Source organism: Streptomyces longhuiensis (genome assembly GCF_020616555.1).
GTDB classification, from domain to species: domain Bacteria; phylum Actinomycetota; class Actinomycetes; order Streptomycetales; family Streptomycetaceae; genus Streptomyces; species Streptomyces longhuiensis.
The window spans coordinates 648,414-669,344 of record NZ_CP085173.1 but is presented as its reverse complement, the minus strand read 5'-3'; the positions used below and the strand labels follow the sequence as shown (position 1 = coordinate 669,344).

Here is a 20,931-nt window from a genome sequence, read left to right as displayed (position 1 = left end):
CACAGCGCGGGGACCGGCGGGGCGTACGAGTGGGGGAGCGCACGGAACTGCCTGGGTAGGCTTCCGCTTGCGGCGCGCGGCCCGAGCGCGGCGGGTGCCGACCACCTCTGCTCCCGGCCGGTTCCGGGCCGCGTAGAGCCAGCCCGTCAAGCCGCTCGACCATGTCTCGGCAGCTCCCTCGCGGTGCGCTGGTGCCACGTGGAGGGCGAGTTCGAGAACCGAGCGTTCGTCGGTTCCCTGGAAAGGACTGCACAGCGGGCGGCCGCAGTGCGGCCCCTGTTGGGAGGGGCCGCAGCCGACCATGTCAGTTCTGGCCGATGGCGGGCGGGGCGGTGTTGACGCCCCAGGTCGAGGGCTTGTCGGAAAGACCGATCTTGATCGTGCCGGAGCGGAGCAGATCCTTGTGGGAGAGCCAGCTCTGCTTCAACGTGCCCTTGCCCGTGTTCACGGAGGATATGTACTGGAGCTTCGACGCGTCGGCACCCGGCGCCTCGATGTTGATCTTGCGTCCGTGTTCGGGCCGGATCTCGACCTTATCGAACATGGGCGCAGTGACGATGTAGTTGGCGGAGCCGGGCTGTGCCTCAAACACGCCGGCCATGGCGAAGACCAGCAACGACGACGTGGCGCCGAGGTCGTCGTTGCCAGGCATCCCGTACACATCGTCGGTGAAGAGTGTCCGCATCGCACGCAGCACCGCGGACGTCTTCCACGGGGCGCCGGTCCACGAGTACATCCACGGAGTGTGGAAGTCGGGCTCGTTGTTGGGGTTGAAGGCGAAGTTGTTGTGGTAGTCGTACGCGCCGCGCACCCACGATTCCGAAGCGGCCTTCGCCGGGTCGGTGAGGACGGTCGGCATGTCGAAGAACTTGTCCAGCCGCTGCTCCGCAGCCGCCTGGCCGCCCATGAGGCCGAAGAGGGTCTGCGGGTCCTGCTGGGCGAGCCACTGGTACTGCCAGGCGGTGCCCTCGTGGAACGCGCCGGACTGAGTGGGGTCGGGATCGCCGGCGACGGTGCCGTCCTCGTTCTTCGCGACGGGGAACCCTGAGAAACCCTGCGACGTGACGTTCGGGTCCCACAGCTTGGCGAAGTTGTCGCAACGCGAGGCGAGCGTCGCGGCCTTGTCCTGGTAGCCCAGGTCGTCGGCCATCGTGGACAAGCCACAGTCGCCGAGTGCGTACTCGAGCGTGGCCGAGCCCGACTGGCGGCTGTCGCCGTACAGGTAGCCGGGCAGGTTCTGGTACCCGACCCAGCCGTTCTTGACGTACGACGGATTGCCGTCACGGCCACGGAAGATCGACTGGTCGGCGGGGACCTCGTCGGCGTTCTTCCACAGGGCGTCGAAGAGCTGGCGCGAGGTGTGCTTGTCGAGCAGCCCACGCTGGTAGATGTCGACGATCCACGGGGTGATGGGATCGCCGCTCATCACGTTGGTCTCACCGTTGCCGAGCCCCCAGCGCGGCAGCCAGCCACCGTCCTGGGAGATGTGCAGCAGGGACTTGGCCATGTCGGTGGCCTTGTCCGGGTTGAGCAGGGCCACCAGCTGGTTCTGCGAGCGGTAGGTGTCCCAGAGCGAGAACATCTGGTAGTACGTGGAATCCGCCCGGTGCACCTTGTCGTCGAAGCCGCGGTAGCGGTTGTCGACGTCGGAACCGATCGACGGGTGCAGCAGCGAGTGGTAGAGCGCGCTGTAGTACGTGCGCTGGTCGGCGGTGCTGCCGCCGGCGACGCGCATCCGGTTCAGCTCGCTGCGCCAGGCGTCGTGCGCGCCGGCGCGGGCCTTGTCGAACGACTTGGGCTGCTCGGTCGTGCGGTTGAGGCGCGCGCCGTCGATCGAGGTGTAGGAGAGGCCCACCGACGTGCCGACCTGGCCGCCCTTGGCCGGGTCGAACGTCAGCCAGGCACCGGCGCGCTTGGTGCCGCGCGATGCCTCACGCTGGTTCGGCGTGAGGGTGCCGTCGGTCCAGGTGCCGAACTTCGAGAACGTCCGGTCGAACTTGGCGCTGAAGTAGACCCGGTAGCGCTCCTTGCCGGTCTCGCCACAGAAGTTGCCGCCCTGGACCCAGCCTTCCACGGTGTCGTCGCCGACCACCTTGATGTCGCCGGCGTAGGTGCTGCCGTTGCTCTCGCCGGCCTCGATGAGCACGTTCTCGGAGCCTGATCCGGCGGGGTAGGTGTAACGGTGCTGGCCGGTCCGCTGCGTGGCGGAGAGCTCGGCCTTGATGCCGTTGTCGAACTTCACACCGTAGTAGCCGGGCGCGCGGGTCTCGTTGTCATGGCTGAACTTCGCACCGTTCCGCGCCGGGTCGGACGAAGTGACCGCACCGGTGGTCGGCATGAACCGGATGTTGCCCATGGTCTGGCAGCCGACGCCCGAGAGGTGTGTGTGACTGAAGCCGAGGATCGTGTCCTGCGCGTAGTCGTACGAGGCGTACTTGTTCAGCTGCGTGTCAGGACTCAGCTGCACCATGCCGAACGGAGCGGCCGCGCCCGGGAACGTGGTCCCGTCGCCGTTGTTGCCGATCGACGTGTCGACCAGCGTGGTGGGGTCATCAGCGAACTTCGGCGCCTGCTCCTTGGCGTTCGCGACGCCGGAGGTTGCGGAAGCCGCGGCCATGGTGGTGACGATCAACAAGGTGGTGAATACGCGTTTCAGCGCTCTCATCGTGATCCTCTCGTGCGACAACGTTGTCAAAAGAATGCCTGTCGATCTTTGCCCTTCCGGTGTCGTTCCGTCAATCCATCGTCCTCCGCAGCCGGTTGGGTGGAGGAGGGGCCCTTGTCCTTGCCTGCGTGGCCTCTTGTGGGCGTGCCGGTTCTGGGGGAGTGGTGCGGTTGAGCCCCCCCCGGCTGGCCGGGGCGGCAGCAGTGTCATGGGTGGGCCGTTTGCGCAGGCAGGCGCGAGTGACCGTCAGCGCGGGGTGAGGAGTTGGAGCCGGCCCGCGACTGTGTCTGGCGTCCGGGGCCGTGTGCTCGGCCTGCCGCACCAGCTGTTCACAGTCGGACACGCGCGTGGGAGCCCGTCTTCGGGTGGTCGCGCAGGTGGAACAGCAACGTGCCGCCCAGCCCGAGGGCGTGGTCGCACGGCAACACCGAACGCACCGAGCTGAACGCCTGCCACAGCCCCAGCCCCGAGGGGATCCTCGGCGAGTTGCGCTCGCGCCGCTGCCGCTGCCCGGAAGGCATCACCGGAGACTTGCGCCAGCGCCGCAGTCAGGCCTCGACCCCGCGGCCCATCGTGGTCAGGGTGCCTTGAAGAGAGCGGGAAAGCGCGGAGCGAGCCAGGGCTTGCGCCCCCTGACCAGGATGCGGCCCTGAGCGAGGGCGCCCCACTGGCCGCGGCGCCCGAGCGCCATGAGGAGGAAGGTGACCGGCTCGATGAGGATGGTGCAGTCCGCGCGCCCCGGCAGTTGCTCGCCGACCGACACCGCGCCCTCGGCCACCCGCACGTCGAACCGGCCGCCACCCCACAGGCGGATCGCGTAGGAGACGCTCAGTCCGGCGGTTCCGGACTTGTCGGTCACCCGTGGCATCGCCGTCAGCATGAAGGGCAGCGTGAGCCGCACCCTCTCTCGGTCGATCATGTGCGCACGTCTCAGCGCGCGGGCGAGATCGTATCCGTGTCCCAGCATGTGCGTGAGCAGATACGAGCCGAGCACATCCGGTCCCATGGGACCCAGCGGGCTGACCACGGATCCCTCCGTACGCCGCTCCTCCAGCGCCCTCAGACACGCGGCGGCCTGCTCTACGATCATCCCGGCCAGCGGCTCGGCCTCCCGCTCACTGAACGCGGCGAGCGCCTGTTCATTGGCCGAGGCAAGACTCTGCGGTGTGCCGTCTCCGTAACTGCGCGCGCGTCCCGCCGCGATGTCCGCCATCAGTTCGTTGGCCAGCGCCAGATGCGCGGCCGCCTCCCCGACGCTCCACTGCGACCCCGGCACCCGAAGGCCCATGTCGGCGCCCGCGCGCAACAAGGCGGCTATCTCCTCGGCCGTACCTCGTATGGCCGCACCGAGCCCCTCGGGCATCGCGCTCCGCACGTCCGGCCCTGCCAATGGTTCCATGCCGTCCCGTCCTCATCTGCGTCCCCGCACCCGGTAGTCCGCCCGCAGACTCTCACGGATCACCTGGCGCACCGTAGCCCCGGAGCACTGTGCGGCTCTGGCTCGAGTTGTAGCGGGACCGGCAATCGGAGCTGGGGGAGAGTCCCGAAGGGGACGGCTCCTTGAGTGCTGTGCTCGCACAGGCGTAATTCTTTTCCCTGTGGGGCACATGGACGACGAAGGCGCTGGCCCTTGGTTCGGAGAACCCAGGGCAGAGGGGAAAAAGAGCAATGCTCAAGACCAGTGGGCCAACCTGGCGGATGCTGGTCGCCGCGCTGGAAGCCGAAGTCAACACCTATATAGCCGAACTGGCTGATCAGCGGGACGAGCCCGGGCGGCGTCTGGTCGTGCGCAACGGCTTCCGCCAGCCGCGGAAGGTCACGACCGCGGTCGGGGCGATCGAGGTCCAGGCCCCGCGGGTCAATGACAAGCGCGTCGACGGGTCCACCGGGGAGGGCAAGCGGTTCTCCTCGGCGATTCTGCCGCCCTGGGCCCGAAAGTCCCCGAAGATCAGCGAGGTGCTGCCCCTGCTTTACCTGCACGGCCTGTCATCGGGGGACTTCGTGCCTGCTCTGGAGCAGTTCCTCGGCTCCTCCGCCGGCCTCTCGCCCGCCACGGTCACCCGGCTGACGACGCAGTGGCAGGCCGATCACAAGGCATTCGGCGAGCGCGACCTGTCGGCTAGGGACTACGTCTACGTGTGGGCCGACAGCATCCACCTTCGGATCCGCCTGGCCGAGGCGAAGTCCTGCGTGCTGGTCGTCATGGGCGTGCGCGCGGACGGCACCAAGGAGCTGATCGCGATGGCCGGCGGCTACCGCGAGTCCGCCGAGTCCTGGGCCGATCTGCTGCGTGATTGCGCACGGCGCGGGATGCGAGCTCCTGTCCTCGCGGTCGGCGACGGAGCATTGGGCTTCTGGAAGGACCTGGCCGAGGTGTTCCCCGAGGCCCGCCATCAACGGTGCTGGGTTCACAAAACAGCCAATGTGCTCAACACGATCCCGACGTCGGCCCAGTCCAGCGCGCGAAAGGCGCTGCAGGACGTCTACAACGCCGAGGACCGCGAGCACGCGGTCAAAGCCGTCGCCGCATTCGAGAAGACCTACGGCGCGAAGTGGCCCAAGGCCGTCAAGAAGATCACCGACGATGTCGACGAACTGCTGGCGTTCTACGACTTCCCGGCCGAGCACTGGGTTCACCTGCGCACGACGAATCCCATCGAATCGACCTTCGCGACGGTGCGGCTGAGGACCAAGGTCACCAAGGGCGCCGGCAGCGCGGCCGCCGCGCTTGCCATGGTCTTCAAGCTCGTCGAGTCCGCCCAGGCGCGCTGGAGGGCGGTCAACGCACCCCACCTCGTCGCCCTCGTCCGCGCCGGAGCCCGCTTCGAACGCGGCCACCTCGTCGAACGCCCCGAGGCCGTGGCAGCGTGACCATCTTTCCCCGAAACGCCCATGGGAGGCATCCGCCGTGTCCGACCTCGACAGCCAGACCGCTTACTGGGACGCCGCCGCGACCACGAAGCGATTCACGCACCCGCTGCACACACCGTGGCTGGACAACGTCGAACGAAGCGCCGCGATCCTCGACTACGGCTGCGGCTACGGCCGAATCCTGGACGCGCTTCACCAGCAGGGCTTCGACAATCTCTCTGGGGTCGACCCCTCACCGGGGATGATCGCCCGGGCTCGCAGCCTGCACCCCACGATGCGCTTCGCGGTGCTGGACACGCCGCCGACAGTGGCCTGCCCGGACGCGAGCATCGACGTGGTCGTGCTCTTTGCGGTGCTGACCTGCATCCCGAGCGACGACGCACAGCGGCTGCTGATCGGCGAGCTGCACCGCGTGCTCAAGCCCGGCGCACTGCTCTACCTCAGCGACCTGCCGCTACAAGACAGCCAGCGCAACCGCGACCGCTACGCGAGGTTCGCCGAGTCCTACGGCACCTACGGGGTGTTCGAGACCGGCGACGGCGCCGTGTGCCGCCACCACCCGAGGGGCTGGTTCACCTCCCTGCTCGCCGGTTTCGAGACCATCGACACCCGACGAACCACCGTGACCACCATGAACGGCAACACATCAGCGGGCCTTCAGATCCTGGCCCGCAAACCGGCCCCACGTCACCAGACCCCTACCCACTGACGCTGTGGCCGGACAACGCACCCACAGGTATTGACAATTACTCGGGGAAATAGGTGGTGATCGTCTAGGCACCACAATTGAAGTGGCTGAACACCGCCGACAAGCCTGACAGCCCGTCCGGTTCTGGTAGAGGGTCGCGTTCGCGAGCTTCCGGAGATCGCGGGCGCCGAGTCCCCTATCGCCGACTGTTCCACGCGGTCCTGCTTCCAGGCCGCGGTTGACGCCCACGGCGTAGCTGACAGCCTCGATTGAACCAACCGGCAGCGGATTCGCCACCAGCACGCGGAGTGCGGGGGAGTGCATCGTGGTGAAGGACCGCTGAGGGCGAACCGGTCTACGGAGGGGAACCTGGCCGGAGGTCGCGACCAGCGGCCCGGACGCGACGACGGCGGGACGGTAGGTTGAAACGGACACACGTGCAGGTCTGGGTGTGCACCGTCCCCGAGGCGCGCCACATCGGGGGCGGCACGGATCGAGCGGCGTCGACTGCTTGCCGAGGGCGGCGCGTCTGCTCTCGTGGGCGCCGGTACGAGACCTAGGATCGGCCCTGGCGCACAGATCGCAGCGCCATGAGGGGCTGCACAGGCGGGCCCACCCGGCAGGAGGTCCGCAATGGCGACGCTGCTGTCCGTCAACACGGGTATGCCCAAGGACATGTCCTGGCAGGGCAGGACGGTCCACACCGGAGCCTGGAAGGCCCCCGTGCAAGGCCCCCGCATGGTCCGGCGGCTGAACGTCGATGGGGACGGTCAAGGAGACCTGGCTGGGCACGGCGGCGAAATCCGAGCCGTCCTCGTCTACCAACTGCAGTCCTACCAGTACTGGCAGAAGCACCTCGGCCGCGACGACCTGACTTTCGGGATCTTCGGGGAGAACTTCACCGTCGACGGTCTTCCCGACGACGAAGTATGCATCGGCGACCGGTACCGTATCGGCGAAGCCGAATTCGAAGTAACCCAACCCCGCGTCACCTGCTACCGCGTCGGGATGCGTCTGGGTGAACCCACGATGGCCTCCCTCCTGGTCGCCCACCACCGCCCCGGCTTCTACCTGCGCGTGATCAAAGAAGGACGCGTCCAGGCCGGCGATGGAATCACCTTGACCCGCAAGGGCCCCGAGGAACTCAGCGTCGCCGACACCGACGCACTGCTCTACCTCCCCGACCGCGACCCCGCCACGCTGCGCAAGGCACTGAACATCCCCGCGCTCAGCCCCGGCTGGCAGCAGTCCTTCCGTGAACTCGCCGCCGCCCAGCAGCCCCAGCAGGAACCGGGATGGCCAGGCGAGCGCGCCGGCACCCAGCAACCCAGAGAAGAACCGGGATGGGCCGGCTTCAAGACCATGCGCGTCGCCCGCATCGTCCCCGAGACCCCCTCCATCTCGTCGGTCTACCTCAGCGCCACCGACGGCGCCCCGCTACCCGAGGCACGCCCAGGCCAGTACCTCTCCCTTCGCCTCACCGTCGGCGAAGCCGCCCCTGCAGTGCGCAGCTACTCCCTGTCCTGCGCGCCCACAATCGGCACCTACCGCATCAGCGTCAAGCACGAGCCCCACGGGAAAGTCAGCAGCTACATCCACGCCACGCTCCACCCTGGTGACCTCGTGGACGTCGCCAGCCCCCGCGGAACCTTCGTACTCGAAGGAGGCACCCGACCGATCGTCCTCCTCTCCGCAGGCATCGGTGTGACCCCCGTGCTCGCCATGCTCCACCAACTCGCCGCCACACGAGACCCGCGCCCCATCTGGTGGATCCACACCGCCCATGACCGCACCCATCACGCCTTCGCGGAAGAGACCAAGGCGCTCCTGGCCCAACTCCCCAACGCACACAAGCACATCTACTACACCGCCGAGAATCCGCGTCCCGACGAGCCCCACATCAGCCGGGGCCACCCGACCGACCGATCACTCAGCGCCACGGGCATCCCCACGGACGCCGACGCCTACGTCTGCGGACCACCCGCCTTCATGGACGACCTCGGCGGCTTCCTGCGCGATCACGGTCTGCGCCCCGAGCGGATCCATACGGAACAGTTCAGTGCTCTCCCCGCCATCAACCCCGGCGTCACACCCACCGCCGCGATCCGGCCGCACCAACCACCCGGTCCTGCAGGCACCGGCCCTCTCGTCACCTTCGCCCGCAGCGGCATCACTGCTCCGTGGTCACCGGCTCACGCATCCCTCCTCGACTTCGCCGAAGCGTGCGACGTCCCCACCCGCTGGTCGTGCCGCACCGGCGTCTGCCACACCTGCACCACCCACCTCGTCTCAGGCGACATCACCTACACCACCCCACCCAACTCCCCGAGCCCAGCACCATCCTCGTCTGTTGCAGCCAACCGGCCACCGAAGTCGTTCTCGACCTCTGATCGGCGTCAACGGCCCGTCACCGGGGAACGCGGCATCCGTGGACGCGCCAAGCAAGAACACCACCGAGAGATGGCGCAGGCGGGAGTGCTTCGGCGTAAGGGCGTTGCGGGTGGAGTGGGTGTGTCCGCGGCCGGGTGGCGGGGCCTATCGGATCTCGTAGGTGCCGTCGAGGCGGGCCCGGCCGAGGAGGTCGTTGGCGGCGAGGGCGGTGGTGACCTGGGCCAGGGAGGGGGACTCGGGGAGGCCCAACGGCTGTTCCAGGGCGAAGAGTTGAAAGACGTATGTGTGGGGTCCGTGGGAGCGGACGGGCAGGGGGCCCGCCCAGCCGCGGCGGCCGAGGGGGCCTTTGCCGTGGCGGACGCCGGGGACGGGGCTGGGGTGGACCAGGGCGTTGTCGGACAGGGAGCCCAGGGCGGGGTCGATGCCGAGTACCAAGGCGTGGGTGGCCGGCTTGCCGATCGGGACGTCGGGGTCCTGGACGACCAGGACCAGCTCGGTGGTGCCGGGCGGGGGCTCTGTCCACGCCAGGGCGGGCGAGACGTCGGCGCCGAAGATGTGGCCGCGGTAGCGGTCCGGGATGGGTGTGCCGTGCTCGAAGGCAGGGCTGGTGAGGGTGAAGTTCTGGGGGGCCTGGAAATCGGCGGATGCCCAGGCGAGCAGGTGCTGGCCTGCGCGGCGGTTGCGCAGCGCGACGCCGAGGGGGTTTGCGGGCATGGTTCCACCGCGTCCTTAGATATTCGGGTGTGTCTATTTAGGTATACGAAAGAATTCTTTAGGTACACTAACTTGCCATGGAGACCGATGCAAGGGACGACGGCGGGGACGACCTCGGCGCGGAGGTGCGCACGGCTGTGGGCCTCCTCTACCGCCGTTTCCGCAGCGAACGTCCCGCGGGTGAGCTGGGCGACGTGGCCCTGGAGGTCCTCACTTACCTGCACAAGCGGGGACCGCAGACGCTCACCCGGCTCAGCGAGGTCGGCCGAGTCGCCCCCGCGTCCATGAGCCAGACCGTGAACCGGCTGACTGCGGCCGGCTATGCCGTGCGTACCCCGGACCCGACCGACGGCCGCAAGGTCCTGTTCACCCCCACCCCCGAAGGCCACACCGTCGCCGGGGACGCCATGGATACGCGCAACGCCTGGCTGGACGGCCGGCTGCGCGCCCTCAGCGCCGAGGACCGCGCGGTGATCGCCCGCGCCGCCGCCCTGCTCACCTCCATCGCCGAATCCTGAACGGACCGGATGGGGGCCGAAGACCGGGCGCCGTCAAAGGGCTGTCGTGGAGGCCGCAGCCGTGCCACCAGAGGAGTACGACAGGGGAGCGATGCTCGCATCGCTGCTGCGGGAGGCCTGTCGCGTGGACGAAGCGCTCGCTGTACTGCGCTCGTCTGCCGCGTCCGATAGACGCCGAGCGCCGGCAGCGTTCCTGATGAGGGAAGGCCGGCCCACCGAGGCCATCGCGTCCCTTCCTTCGGCATCCGCTCACTGCGAAGCCGCGGGAGGCTCGGAGCCGACGCACCACACCCGACACCGAACCGTTCGGCTGACGGCCAGCTCGCAACGTGACCACGGCGCAGGCAATCCAGAGCTGAGCCAAGAGCTGGCGGTGCCAAGTCGAGCGCTCAGCCACATGAGCGCCGGGGTGATTGGGCGCGGTAGTTGGCCCGTGAGCGTTGCATTTGGCCTGGGCCAGCACGCCAGGCGGCCTGCAGGGTAGTGATGTTGGTGCCGTCTTGCAGTGAGCTGCGGGTGGTCCCCCTCGCCCCGATTGAAAGGGAAGCGCGTGATCCGCGTTCTGATCGTTGATGCCCAGAGCCTCATCCGTTCCGGCCTGGGCTCGGCGCTGGAGGCTGCGGACGGAATCGAGGTCGTCGGCGAAGCCGCTGACGGTTCTCAGGCCGTCAGTGCCACCAGGGAGTACCGTCCCGACGTCGTCATCATGGACCTGCACTTGCCCCATGGCGGAGGGGTGGAAGCCATTGTCCAGCTGGTGCGGATGGAGGAGTCTCCCCGGGTTCTGGCGCTGACCCCGTTCAGCACCGACGACCTCGTCCTCCAGGCGCTCAACGCCGGAGCTGGGGGCTTCCTTCAGAAGGACCTCATTGCTGGGGAACTGGCTGCCGCAGTGCGGACCTTGGCGGCCGGGGGCCTCGTTCTATCGCCTGGGATCATGAAGAAGCTGGTCAGTCAGGGGCCGGCGCGTGGTGCCGGCTTCCTGGGGGAGAAGATCCGTACCCTCACGGACTCCGAGCGCGATGTCCTGGCCCTCATCGGTGCAGGGCACCCCAACCAGAGCATCGCTGAAACTCTTCACCTGTCCCTGGCCAGCGTGAAGACGTATGTCGCCCGGATGCTCGCCCGGCTCGGCCTCGAAAACCGGACCCAGGCCGCAATCCTCGCCCATGAGGCCGATCTGGTCGGTGCCTGACGCGTCCGGTGCCACGGGGGCTGAGCGCTGTGCTTGGAGGGGCGGACCAAGTGCGGTGCTCAGCCACGGCTGTTTGTTGCGGAACGCTTCAGTCGGCACTTGCGCGTCTGTCGCATCGAAGCAGTCGGTTTCGCACGCGTTCCCATGTGCGCCGGCGGACGATCAATGCCCCACTCGCGGTGGTCTCACGCGCCATGGGGCCCGTGTAAGCGGCATTGGCTTCCTGCTGGCTGCTGGCCACAGAGCGGTGGGTCACGTGTGGGGTCGGCTGGTGATCCCGTCCAAGACGGTGGTCAGGTTGTGGTTGAAGGTTTCCTCGGCATTGAGGTGGGCGCCGTCGATCACGAGCCGGGCGATGGTGGGGTACCTGCCGGTATTCAACATGCGTGTGAGGTAGGGGCCGAGGCTGGCCTGGAAGGCGGCTTCATCGGTGCCGGTGGAACGGGCGGTGCGTCGCTCGGTGACCTCTCTGCGGACCGCTCCGATGATGAAGGAGTTGAGGGCGCCGAGTGCCCGCTGGAGCTCGTCGATGTCGCGCATGCCGAGGGCCTGCATCAGCGCCGCCGCGGTCGCCTCGCCCACAGCGAGCGCGTGAGGTCCCAAGTGCGGCCTTCCGCCGAGCAGGTCGGAAAACCACTCATGTTCAAGGGCCGCTTCGCGGGTCGCGTGGGCGATGGCCAGTACCGTGTCGCGCCACGCGGAGTGCTGACTCACCTCGGCGATCCGGGCATAGACGACGTCGACCATCAGATCGAGCAGTTCGGATCTGTTGATCACGTAGTCGTAGAGCCGCATCGGACCGACACCGAGTTCTTTGGCGATCTTGCGAACCGACAGGCCGTCGAGGCCGTGCGCGTCGGCAACCCGGATCGCCGCTGCGGCGATCTTCTCGCGGCTCAACGGCACTGGTGCCGCCCGCGGCTGAGGTTCGGGCCGTTCCCAAACGGGCAGCGCTTCGTTACCGTACGGTGTATCCACAAATACAGTGTACGGTAAAGGAGCGAGAATGCGAATCGCGATCGCTGGTGGCGGCCTTGGCGGCCTGACGTTGGCACGGATCCTGCACCAGCACGGCATCGATGCGGTGGTGTACGAGCGCGAGGCAAGCCGATCCGCGCGACCGCAGGGCGGCGCGCTCGACCTGCACCCGGAGTCCGGGCAGCAGGCCCTGGCCGAGGCGGGTCTCGTCGGCCGGTTCCAGTCGGAGGCGCGGCCCGAGGGCGAGGAACATCGCATCCTCGACCCGACCGGACGGACCCTGGTGCACCATGAGCCGGAACCTGGCTCCTTCTCCGGACGTCCCGAGATCGACCGGAGCGCACTGCGTGATCTCCTGCTCGATTCCCTCCCCGGCGACACGGTTGTCTGGCAGCGCAGGCTTGTCGCGGCGACCCCGCGACCTGGCGGGGGCTGGGAACTGGCTTTCCACGGCGGCCACCGGACCGGCTGCGACATCCTCATCGGCGCGGACGGTGCGCGCTCGATCGTCCGGTCACTGCTGGCGGACGTCCAACTGTCCTACGTGGCCACCCTCGTAGAGCTGAGCATCGAAGACGTCGACCGGCGCCATCCGGATCTCGCCGAGCTGGTCGGCGCCGGGAACCTGTGGTGCGTCGGCGTGAATCAGATCCTGGCAGCACAACGCCTCAGCGACGGCAGCCTCCGTGTAGGGATCTCACTGCGCGCAGAAGATCGCCCCATCGAGACATACCGCAGTAAGCGCGCTCTGCTGGACATGTTCAGTGGCTGGGACCCACGCCTCACCGCACTCATCGAGGCCGACGGCAGCGCGCCGACGCCGCGCCTGATCGAAGCGATGCCCACCGATACGCGCTGGTCCAGCCGGCCGGGCGTCACCCTCATCGGCGACGCCGCGCACCTCATGCCGCCGGTCGGCGAGGGCGCCAACCAGGCCATGCTCGACGCCGCCGAACTCGCGAGCCGACTCGCCGCCAACCCCGCAGACCCGGACTCGGCGATCCGGACGTACGAGGAGGCGATGTTCACCAGGATTCACCCGATCGCCGAAATGTCCGCACGAGTCCAGGCGATGATGCTGTCCCCAACCGCGGCCGAAGACATCGTCCGCTTCTTCACGGCCCGGCCCGCCGAACCGGCACCCGCAGACTGAGAACGCCCGTGCGACCGATCGATGTCGAAGCGCGCGAACCCTGCCCTCTACAGGCATCCGCAACTGGTCAGATCGCCGCCCAGATCGGGCGGCCCCGACTTTAGAAGAGCAGATGTGCGCTCACCGGGAAATCCGGACGCCGTCGCGGCAGCTCGCCGTCACTGCGTGTAGTCACTGGACTCGTGTGGTCGCTCCAGCGCTCCCATGGATGTCGATCGCTGCTGCGTTCGCCCTGGCGTACGCCGCTCTGCACCCATAGTGGTACGCCGACAGCACGTTCAGAGGCTGCCATATCCGGTGATGGGTGACATTCTGTGAGGCCTGGGTTCGTGCAACGTGCCTCAGTAGGGTGGCGCGTCGAACAGAGGAGCGCTGCGCATGAACTATCGCCTGAAGGCGATCACCCGCGACGAACATCTGGCTTTCGTCGCAGCCCAGCCGTCGGTGAGTCACATGCAGGTTCCGGCCTGGGCGGATGTGAAGCCGGACTGGCGGGGGGAGAGCCTGGGCTGGTTCGACGACGGCGGCAAACTTGTTGGCGCCGGGCTGGTGCTGCTTCGGCCGTTGCCGAAGTTGAAGAAGTACCTCGCCTACCTGCCTGAGGGCCCTGTCATCGACTGGACAGCGGAGGATCTGGACCAGTGGCTTCAGCCGATGCTCGCGCACTTGAAAGCACAGGGCGTCTTCTCCGTGAAGATGGGGCCGCCCGTGGTCCAACGCCGATGGAGTGCCGAGGCGGTCAAGGACGCGATCGCTGACCCGCAAGCCACAAAGTTGCGGGATGCGCAGGCCACCATGCACGAGCCGCAGGCCTTCGACCTGGCCGACCGGCTGCGCCGGATGGGCTGGCAGCAGACAGAGTCCGGCGCTGAGGACGGCTTCGCCGCGGGCCAGCCGCGCTACGTCTTCCAAGTTCCTTTCAAGGGACGGCCGTTGGAAGAAATCCAGCGCGATCTCAACCAGCAGTGGCGACGCAACATCAAGAAGGCAGAGAAGGCCGGCGTCAAAGTGGTCCAGGGCGACTACGACGACCTGCCCGCCTTCCACGCAATCTACGTCGAGACCGCTGAACGGGACCAGTTCATCCCGCGCCCACTGGGCTACTTCCAGCGCATGTGGACCGCGTTGCAGGCCGAGGACGACAACCGCATGCGCCTCTACCTCGCCCACCACGACGGAGAGGTACTCGCGGCCGCCACGATGCTGACCGTCGGCGAGCACGTCTGGTACTCCTACGGGGCCTCCACCAGCCGTAAGCGTGAGGTCCAGCCCAACAACGCCATCCAGTGGCGAATGATGTCCGATGCCTACGAACTCGGAGCCGCCATCTACGACTTCCGTGGCATCACCGACACGCTGGAGGAGGGCAACCACCACCTCGGCCTGCTCCGGTTCAAGGTCGGAACCGGCGGACAGGCCGTTGAATACCTTGGGGAATGGGACTTCCCACTCAACAAGGTGCTGCACAAGGCATTCAACCTCTACATGTCCCGCCGCTGACATCGCCCCACGCCGCAAGCCGACCCCGGATCCCTGACGCCCATCGGCCCCAGACGGCTCGGAGTTCAGCTCTGGCCCGAACAGGCTCCGTCTCCAACCTGCAGGGAGCGGCATGCCCTGCACCTCGAACCTTCCCCTGGCCTGGGCGGTTCCGTGAGGGTGGAGGACGGAAGGACCGTGCGCGTCGACCGCAGAGGTCACCGTCGAAGGCGCTGGCCGGTCCGATCCGCTGTTCTTCGAGGACGCCGTCGAGCCTATCCACCTGACCAGCTGGGGCATGCCCCGCTCCGTCATCAACTTCGTCCGGCAGTCCCCCCACATCGCCCGGTCCGCCGCGTTCGCTGAGGAGAAGAGATCGTGGAGGAGTCCTGTACCCGCCTCCCTGTCACCGGGTCGCACGCGACAGCGTGACCACCCATCCTTGTCGATCAGGTGGCAGCGGCCCGCAGATCCCCGGCCGTCAGCAACGACAGCAGTCCGATGCCCTTGGCCGCGAGGGCGTCGGCACCCCCTTGCTCACGGTCAATCACGCACAAAGCCTCCTGCACCTCAGCACCCAGACCACGCAAGTCCGCCGTCGACAGCAGGATCTGTCCTCCGCTGGTGACCACATCCTCAACGACCAGCACCCGGCGCCCCTCGACGTCAGCGCCCTCGGCGAGACGGCAGGTGCCATAGGGCTTGGCCTGCTTGCGCACGAACGCGCAGGGCAGACCTGTGTGTCGGCCGAGCGCGGTCACGACCGGGATGCCGCCCATCTCCAGACCGGCCAGGACCTCGGTGCCAGAGGGAACCAGCGCAGCCGTCTGTCTGGCGATCTCATCGAGCAGGACCGGGTCGCCCTCGAACCGGTACTTGTCAAAGTACTCCGTGGCAGTTCGTCCCGATCGAAGCGTGAAATGCCCAGTCAGGTGAGCGGCCGCATGGATACGGCGAGCAAGATCAGAATGTCTCACAGGCGTCCCGTCTTCGAGCCTCTTGCCCCAGCCACGACACCGGCTCGTTCCCGGGCCTCCCAATATGGACCGTTGATCTCCTCGGCGACGCCGTGAACACGAAACCGACACCATGAGCACCAAGAACCCTCGCGGCCTACTGCCGCAAGGGTTCTTTCACGCCCGCACGTCATCAACAACAGTGGCCGCGTCGTGCTCATCCAGCACGTCGCGCGAGGACCCGTTCTGGTTCGTGCAGCCGGGCTACGACCTCGAAGCGGGAGCGCTGGGACTCGCTGTCGTGGCGGACCCTTGAGGCGGCGGCCGACGCCGGTGTCCGGCGGGGTCGGCCTCAGGTGCTCGGAACGCTCCAGGTTTCGCCGGCTCACGCCCACTTCTGGTTGGCGTGAGCCGGCACCGTCTGCGCGGACTCAGGTGTCCATCAGCGGTAGACCGGGGAGCACCTTCTCGATGGTGATGGGGAAGTCGCGCACGCGGACGCCGGTGGCGTTGAACACCGCGTTCGCGATGGACGCACCGGCCCCGCAGATGCCCAGCTCGCCGACGCCCTTCGCGCCCAGGGCATTGGCCTTGTCGTCGTAGCTGTCAAGGACGACCGCGTCGACGTCGGGGATGTCGGCGTGGACCGGCACCAGGTATTGCGCGAAGTCCCGGTTGACGAAGGCGCCGGATCGCAGGTCGACCACGGCCTCTTCTTCGAGGGCCGCGCCGGCTCCCCAGATCATGCCGCCGATCAGCTGCGAGCGAGCTGTTTTGGCGTTGAGCACGCGGCCCACCGAGAACACGCCGAGCATCCGCCGCAGACGGATCTCGGCGGTGTCCGCATCGACTCCCACTTCAGCGAAATGGGCCCCGTAGGTGTTGATCGAGTAGTCCGTGTAGTTCGGATCGTCGCCCATGAAGCGGGTACCGCCCTCCGCTTCGAACCCTTCCGGCCGGTTGCGTGCGACGATCTCGCTCAGCGCCTCGGACGCGCCGCCGATAGCCACGTTGCCATCCGAGAACACGGCGTCCGCCGGGTCCAGGCCGTGCAGCGGCGAATCCGTGTCGCCGCGCGCCGCGGCCAGGAGCTGCTCACGCAGGGCCATACACGCGCCATGCACCGCATTGCTCGAACTGGCGGCGCCCCACGAGCCGCCGGACCCCCAGCTGGTGGGAAACTCGGAACGCCCGAGCTCGATCCGCACCCGATCGGGCGGCAGTCCGAGCCCGTCGGCCGCGACCTGAGTCAGGACGGTGTACGTGCCCGTGCCGAGATCGGTCATGTCCGTCTGAACGACGGCGGTGCCGTCGGCCTCCAACCGCACCCGCGCCGCTGTCGGCCCTTGGAAGTGCCCACGGATGGCGGCCGACATGCCGTAGCCCACCAACCATCGCCCGTCGCGCACGCTCGCCGGGGTGGCGGGGCGGTGCTCCCAGCCGAACCGGCGCGCGCCTTCGCGCAGGCAGTCGACCAGGTGCCTGTCGCTGTACGGGACGTCTCGCTCGGGATCGACGGTGGGCTCGTTGAGGATCCGCAGCTCGACCGGGTTCATCCCGAGCGCATGGGCCAGCTCGTCCATCGCCGACTCGACCGCCAGCATGCCCGGAGCTTCGCCCGGTGCGCGGACGTCCGTCCCCGGCGGCAGATCGAGCGGCGCGAGCCGGTGACTGGTCAACCGGTGGGGCGCGGCGTAGAGACTGCGGGTCGTGGCGGCGGTCTGCTCGGCGTACTCCCGGTCGGGGTTGGTGTGCATGGTGACGTCATGGGCGATCGCGGTGAGCCGTCCGTCCTGCTCCGCGCCCAGGCGAACCCGCTGGCTGGTCGTGGGACGGTTGCCGACGAGCTGGAAGATCTGCTGCCTGGTCATCGCGACCTTGACCGGTTGGCGCAACTCGCGAGCGGCGAGCGCCGCCAGGATCGTCTCGGAATGGATGCCCAGCTTGGAGCCGAAGCCCCCGCCGACGAAGGGGGTGACGACGTGAACCCGCTCCGGGTCGAGCCGAAGGGTGGAGGCGACGGAGGCCCGCGCCGCGTCGACGATCTGGCAGCTGACGTAGACGACGATGTCCTCGTCGCGCGGTTCCGCCAGACACGCATGCGGTTCCATCGGCATCGAGAGCTCGTACGGCGTCGTGTACTCCTGGTCGAGCTTGACCGCCGCGCTGTCGAAACCGGCATCGAAATCGCCGACCGCGGTGTCGGTAGGGAGACCGGCGTTGACGACTTTCGGGATGTACACCTCGTCTTCCTGCTCGGCAAAGTTGAAACGTCCGCGCCCGTCGGCGTATTCGACTTCGACCAGATCGGCGGCCGCTCGGGCCTGCTCGAGGGCCGTGGCGACGACGAATGCCACTGGCTCGCCGTAATAGTGGATGTCGGGACCGGTCAGCACAGGCTGGGCGCGCCAGTATTCGGCCGGAACGGACTCATCACGGGCACCCTGCTCGGGGGCATTGTGATAGGTCATCACCATCTGTACGCCAGGTGCGCGTTCGGCATTCTCTGTGTCGATCCGGGTGATGCGGCCTTTGCCGATCGTCGCCCCGACGATGAATCCGTAGAGAGGTTGGCCGGCCCCCCACTGCTCGTAGGCGTAAGTGGCTTGGCCGGCGACCTTCAACGGGCCGTCGACGCGGTTCAGCGCTTGCCCGATCATCTTGTCTCCTCAACTCGCCTGAGCCGCTTGTGCCAGCGTGCGGCACAGCGTGCGCTTGGCCAGCTCGATCTTGAAGTCGTTGTGCCCCTGCCCCACGGCGTCGCGCATCGCGGCCTCGGCGGCGGCGCGATAGGTGGCCATCGTGGCGGGACGGCTGATCAACGCGGCCTCGGCCTCGATGGACCGCCAGGGCTTGTGCGCCACACCGCCGAAGGCCACCCGCGCCTCACTGATCGCCCCCTGATCGGTCGAGACGACAGCCGCCACGGAGACCAGCGCGAACTCGTACGACGCCCGGTCTCGCACCTTGCGGTAGATCTGCCGGCCCGACGGGGGCGGGGGAAGGACCACGCTCGTGATCATCTCGCCAGGACCCAGCACGGTCTCGATGTGCGGCGTATCGGCCGGCAGCCGGTAGAAGTCTGCGACGCCGACGCGGCGCACCGACCCGTCGGCGTCGAGCCGCTCGACCTCCGCCTCCAGCACGGTCATCGCGACGGCCATGTCCGAGGGGTGGGTGGCGATGCAGGAGTCGCTGGCGCCGAGGACGGCGTGAATCCGGTTGAACCCGCCGATCGCCGAGCATCCGGTGCCGGGATCCCGTTTGTTGCAGCCCGCAGCTGTGTCGTAGAAGTAGGGGCAGCGAGTGCGCTGCAACAGGTTTCCCCCGGTGGACGCCTTGTTGCGCAGTTGGCCCGAGGCACCGGCCACCAGTGCTTCCGCCAGTACCGGGTAGCGGGTACGCACTCGGTCATCGGCGGCCACGTCGGAATTCGCCGCCTGGGCCCCGATACGCAGTCCGCCGTCCGGGAGCTCCTCGATCTCCCGCAACGGAAGGCGGCTGATGTCGACCAGATGGCTGGGCTTCTCGATGTCGAGCTTCATCAGGTCGAGCAGGTTGGTGCCGCCGCTGATGAACTTCGCCCCGGTTCTGGACACGGCTGCGACGGCGGCCTGGGCGTCCGTAGCTCGTTCGTACGTGAAAGATCTCATTCCGGGCCTCCGTCCGCGATGCCACGGATGGCCGCGACGATGTTGGGATAGGCGGCGCACCGACAGATGTTGCCGCTCATCCGCTCGCGGATCTCCTCATCGGTCAGCGCGATCCGCGTCGATGTCACGTCAGTGGTGGCGTGGCTGGGCCAGCCCGCCTCCACCTCGGCGAGCATGCCGACGGCCGAACAGATCTGGCCGGGCGTGCAGTAGCCACACTGGAAGCTGTCACGCTCGACGAAGGCACGTTGCATGGGGTGCAGGCCATCGGGAGCGCCCAGGCCTTCGATCGTCACGATCTCGTCGTCCTCGTGCATCACGGCGAGCGTCAAACAGGAGTTCACGCGCCGGCCGTTGATCAGCACCGTGCAGGCGCCGCACTGCCCGTGATCGCACCCCTTCTTGGTCCCGCTCAGGCGCAGGTGCTCGCGCAGCGCGTCGAGCAGCGAGGTCCGTGGATCCACCTCAAGCCGTCGCACCTGATCGTTGACGTTCAACTCGATCGCCGAGAGTTGGGCCATCTCACCCTGGCTCCGCCCCGCGGCGCCTGTATCCGATTCACTCACCACGGCCGGCCTTCCTCGCTGGGTGTGGGTGTCACCCTGGATATGCGTCGCCACTGTGGGGCGCCCTCCTCAAGGTCTCGCAAAAACCGATGCACCGCTCGTCGGAAGGCGCGCAACCGCGCCCGTCTCACTCGGCCGGGCGCTTTTCCGCGGCGACCGGGCGCGCATCCCGCGCAGCCACCGCGAGAGCTGGCACCGGGTGGCGAAGGAGGGCCGCTGCCGGCAGGCAGTGGCCAGGATGTGCCCGCGCTCGTCATCCCTGGGTGGTGCTCACTGGCTGGGAGAGGCGTGCCGACCGGAAGTGTTTTGAGATGCGGGGAGGTCGTCCGTCGGTGTGGGCTGGGCCAATCGCCCGGACAGCACTGGCCACCCCGGAATGCGGCGACCTATGGCGGAATCTCGGCCGGCGCAGGTGGTTGGGGCACCGCACGACACTTCCCAGGGCGATCGACTCTTGACCTCAAGTTTGGTCGAGCTTCTACCGTCATGGTCATCAGCTGCAGTCGACCGAGGAGGCACTCCCGATGGCCACGACCAATGTTCCCGAGACCTATCGCAACGCCGTCATTGCCCACGTCATGGTCGACGGGGCCGCGACCGCGATCGACTTCTACGCCAAGGCGTTCGGGGCCGAAGAGCTGTTCCGTATCGACGGCCCGGACGGACGCGTCCTGCACGCCGAGGTCAGTGTGCAAGGGGCCACCATGATGCTCGGCGACGCCGAAGGCCCTCTCTTCAGCGCACCAACCGCCCTTGGCGGTACCACTGTGGGGCTGCATGTGTTCGTCGATGACGTCGATGCCCTCGCGGAACGGGCTGTCGCGGCCGGTGCTGAGCTGCTGCAGCCGCCGGCCGATCAGTTCCACGGCGATCGCACGTCCATCCTGCGGGACCCCTACGGACACGTCTGGATCTTCCTTACGCACCTGGAAGACCTGACGCCGCATGAGATTGCTCGCCGGGCCCAACAACTCTTCAGCTGAACATGGTTCACCGGACGGTCCCTACGCCGGCCCAGTTCGCGGGCGGGGCGTGTGCGACCAGCACAGGTGGATGACCGTCAGCTGGTTCCTGGCTTTTCCGAACCAGACCGTCGCGCCGGCT

At 67.8% G+C, this 20,931-nt stretch carries 16 protein-coding genes and 1 pseudogene; 8 read left to right on the top strand and 9 right to left on the bottom strand.

All coding sequences use genetic code 11. The annotated features are described in order from the left end of the window. Positions 1 to 304 precede the first annotated feature (304 nt). From LGI35_RS03275 to LGI35_RS03265, 3 genes are all read right to left on the bottom strand, one after another. Entirely contained in the window at positions 305 to 2,665 is a 2,361-nt protein-coding gene (locus tag LGI35_RS03275) for a GH92 family glycosyl hydrolase (protein WP_227292154.1), read from the bottom strand. A gap of 329 nt (positions 2,666 to 2,994) precedes the next feature. Then, the gene (locus LGI35_RS03270; protein ID WP_227292152.1) at positions 2,995 to 3,186 is read right to left on the bottom strand and encodes a hypothetical protein; all 192 of its coding nucleotides are present in this window, start codon (positions 3,184 to 3,186) and stop codon (positions 2,995 to 2,997) included. Between the two features lie 56 nt (positions 3,187 to 3,242). Continuing rightward, positions 3,243 to 4,064 (bottom strand): maleylpyruvate isomerase family mycothiol-dependent enzyme, encoded by an 822-nt coding sequence (locus LGI35_RS03265; protein ID WP_227292150.1) that lies wholly within the window; start codon positions 4,062 to 4,064, stop codon positions 3,243 to 3,245. Positions 4,065 to 4,333: 269 nt separating this feature from the next. On the opposite strand from LGI35_RS03265, the gene LGI35_RS03260 reads away from it, so the two are divergent. The 3 genes and pseudogenes from LGI35_RS03260 to LGI35_RS46025 all read left to right on the top strand — a co-directional run. Beyond that, positions 4,334 to 5,536, top strand: a complete 1,203-nt coding sequence (locus tag LGI35_RS03260; RefSeq protein WP_227292148.1) for an IS256 family transposase — start codon at positions 4,334 to 4,336, stop codon at positions 5,534 to 5,536. Between the two features lie 37 nt (positions 5,537 to 5,573). Continuing rightward, entirely contained in the window at positions 5,574 to 6,245 is a 672-nt protein-coding gene (locus LGI35_RS03255) for a class I SAM-dependent methyltransferase (protein ID WP_227292146.1), read from the top strand. Positions 6,246 to 6,857: 612 nt separating this feature from the next. After that, positions 6,858 to 8,471, top strand: a pseudogene (locus LGI35_RS46025) (MOSC domain-containing protein); the annotation flags it as partial. Between the two features lie 288 nt (positions 8,472 to 8,759). Here LGI35_RS46025 and LGI35_RS03240 read toward each other — a convergent pair. After that, entirely contained in the window at positions 8,760 to 9,329 is a 570-nt protein-coding gene (locus tag LGI35_RS03240) for a YbhB/YbcL family Raf kinase inhibitor-like protein (RefSeq protein WP_227292139.1), read from the bottom strand. Positions 9,330 to 9,406: 77 nt separating this feature from the next. Between LGI35_RS03240 and LGI35_RS03235 the strand changes: the two genes are divergently transcribed. Then, the gene (locus LGI35_RS03235) at positions 9,407 to 9,847 is read left to right on the top strand and encodes a MarR family winged helix-turn-helix transcriptional regulator (protein WP_227292138.1); all 441 of its coding nucleotides are present in this window, start codon (positions 9,407 to 9,409) and stop codon (positions 9,845 to 9,847) included. A gap of 550 nt (positions 9,848 to 10,397) precedes the next feature. Further along, entirely contained in the window at positions 10,398 to 11,042 is a 645-nt protein-coding gene (locus LGI35_RS03230; RefSeq protein ID WP_227292137.1) for a response regulator, read from the top strand. A gap of 252 nt (positions 11,043 to 11,294) precedes the next feature. Here the strand turns inward: LGI35_RS03230 and LGI35_RS03225 are convergent, their stop codons facing one another. Further along, the gene (locus tag LGI35_RS03225) at positions 11,295 to 12,020 is read right to left on the bottom strand and encodes a TetR/AcrR family transcriptional regulator (RefSeq protein WP_227292135.1); all 726 of its coding nucleotides are present in this window, start codon (positions 12,018 to 12,020) and stop codon (positions 11,295 to 11,297) included. 28 nt (positions 12,021 to 12,048) lie between these two features. Here LGI35_RS03225 and LGI35_RS03220 point away from each other — a divergent pair, with 28 nt between their 5' ends. Together LGI35_RS03220 and LGI35_RS03215 are read left to right on the top strand one after the other, a co-directional pair. Further along, positions 12,049 to 13,173: an FAD-dependent oxidoreductase gene (locus tag LGI35_RS03220; protein ID WP_227292133.1), complete on the top strand. Its 1,125-nt coding sequence runs from the start codon at positions 12,049 to 12,051 to the stop codon at positions 13,171 to 13,173. A gap of 378 nt (positions 13,174 to 13,551) precedes the next feature. After that, positions 13,552 to 14,673, top strand: coding sequence for a lipid II:glycine glycyltransferase FemX (locus LGI35_RS03215; RefSeq protein WP_227292131.1), 1,122 nt, complete (start codon positions 13,552 to 13,554; stop codon positions 14,671 to 14,673). A 428-nt stretch (positions 14,674 to 15,101) separates the two neighbouring features. Here LGI35_RS03215 and pyrE read toward each other — a convergent pair whose 3' ends face one another. The 4 genes from pyrE to LGI35_RS03195 all read right to left on the bottom strand — a co-directional run bounded on the left by pyrE (position 15,102) and on the right by LGI35_RS03195 (position 19,782). Next, on the bottom strand, positions 15,102 to 15,629 hold the full coding sequence (pyrE, locus tag LGI35_RS03210) for an orotate phosphoribosyltransferase (protein WP_227292129.1): 528 nt from the start codon (positions 15,627 to 15,629) through the stop codon (positions 15,102 to 15,104). A 410-nt stretch (positions 15,630 to 16,039) separates the two neighbouring features. Continuing rightward, the gene (locus LGI35_RS03205; protein WP_227292127.1) at positions 16,040 to 18,268 is read right to left on the bottom strand and encodes a xanthine dehydrogenase family protein molybdopterin-binding subunit; all 2,229 of its coding nucleotides are present in this window, start codon (positions 18,266 to 18,268) and stop codon (positions 16,040 to 16,042) included. Positions 18,269 to 18,277: 9 nt separating this feature from the next. Beyond that, entirely contained in the window at positions 18,278 to 19,261 is a 984-nt protein-coding gene (locus LGI35_RS03200; RefSeq protein ID WP_227292125.1) for an FAD binding domain-containing protein, read from the bottom strand. After that, a complete protein-coding gene (locus LGI35_RS03195; RefSeq protein WP_227300184.1) occupies positions 19,258 to 19,782 on the bottom strand; it encodes a 2Fe-2S iron-sulfur cluster-binding protein in 525 nt (174 codons plus the stop codon). Before LGI35_RS03195 ends, LGI35_RS03200 begins: the two co-directional genes overlap by 4 nt. A 569-nt stretch (positions 19,783 to 20,351) precedes the next feature. Between LGI35_RS03195 and LGI35_RS03190 the strand changes: the two genes are divergently transcribed. Next, positions 20,352 to 20,810 carry a VOC family protein gene (locus LGI35_RS03190; RefSeq protein WP_227292123.1) on the top strand — a complete coding sequence of 153 codons (459 nt, stop codon included), beginning with the start codon at positions 20,352 to 20,354 and terminating at the stop codon, positions 20,808 to 20,810. The last annotated feature ends 121 nt before the right edge of the window (positions 20,811 to 20,931 follow it).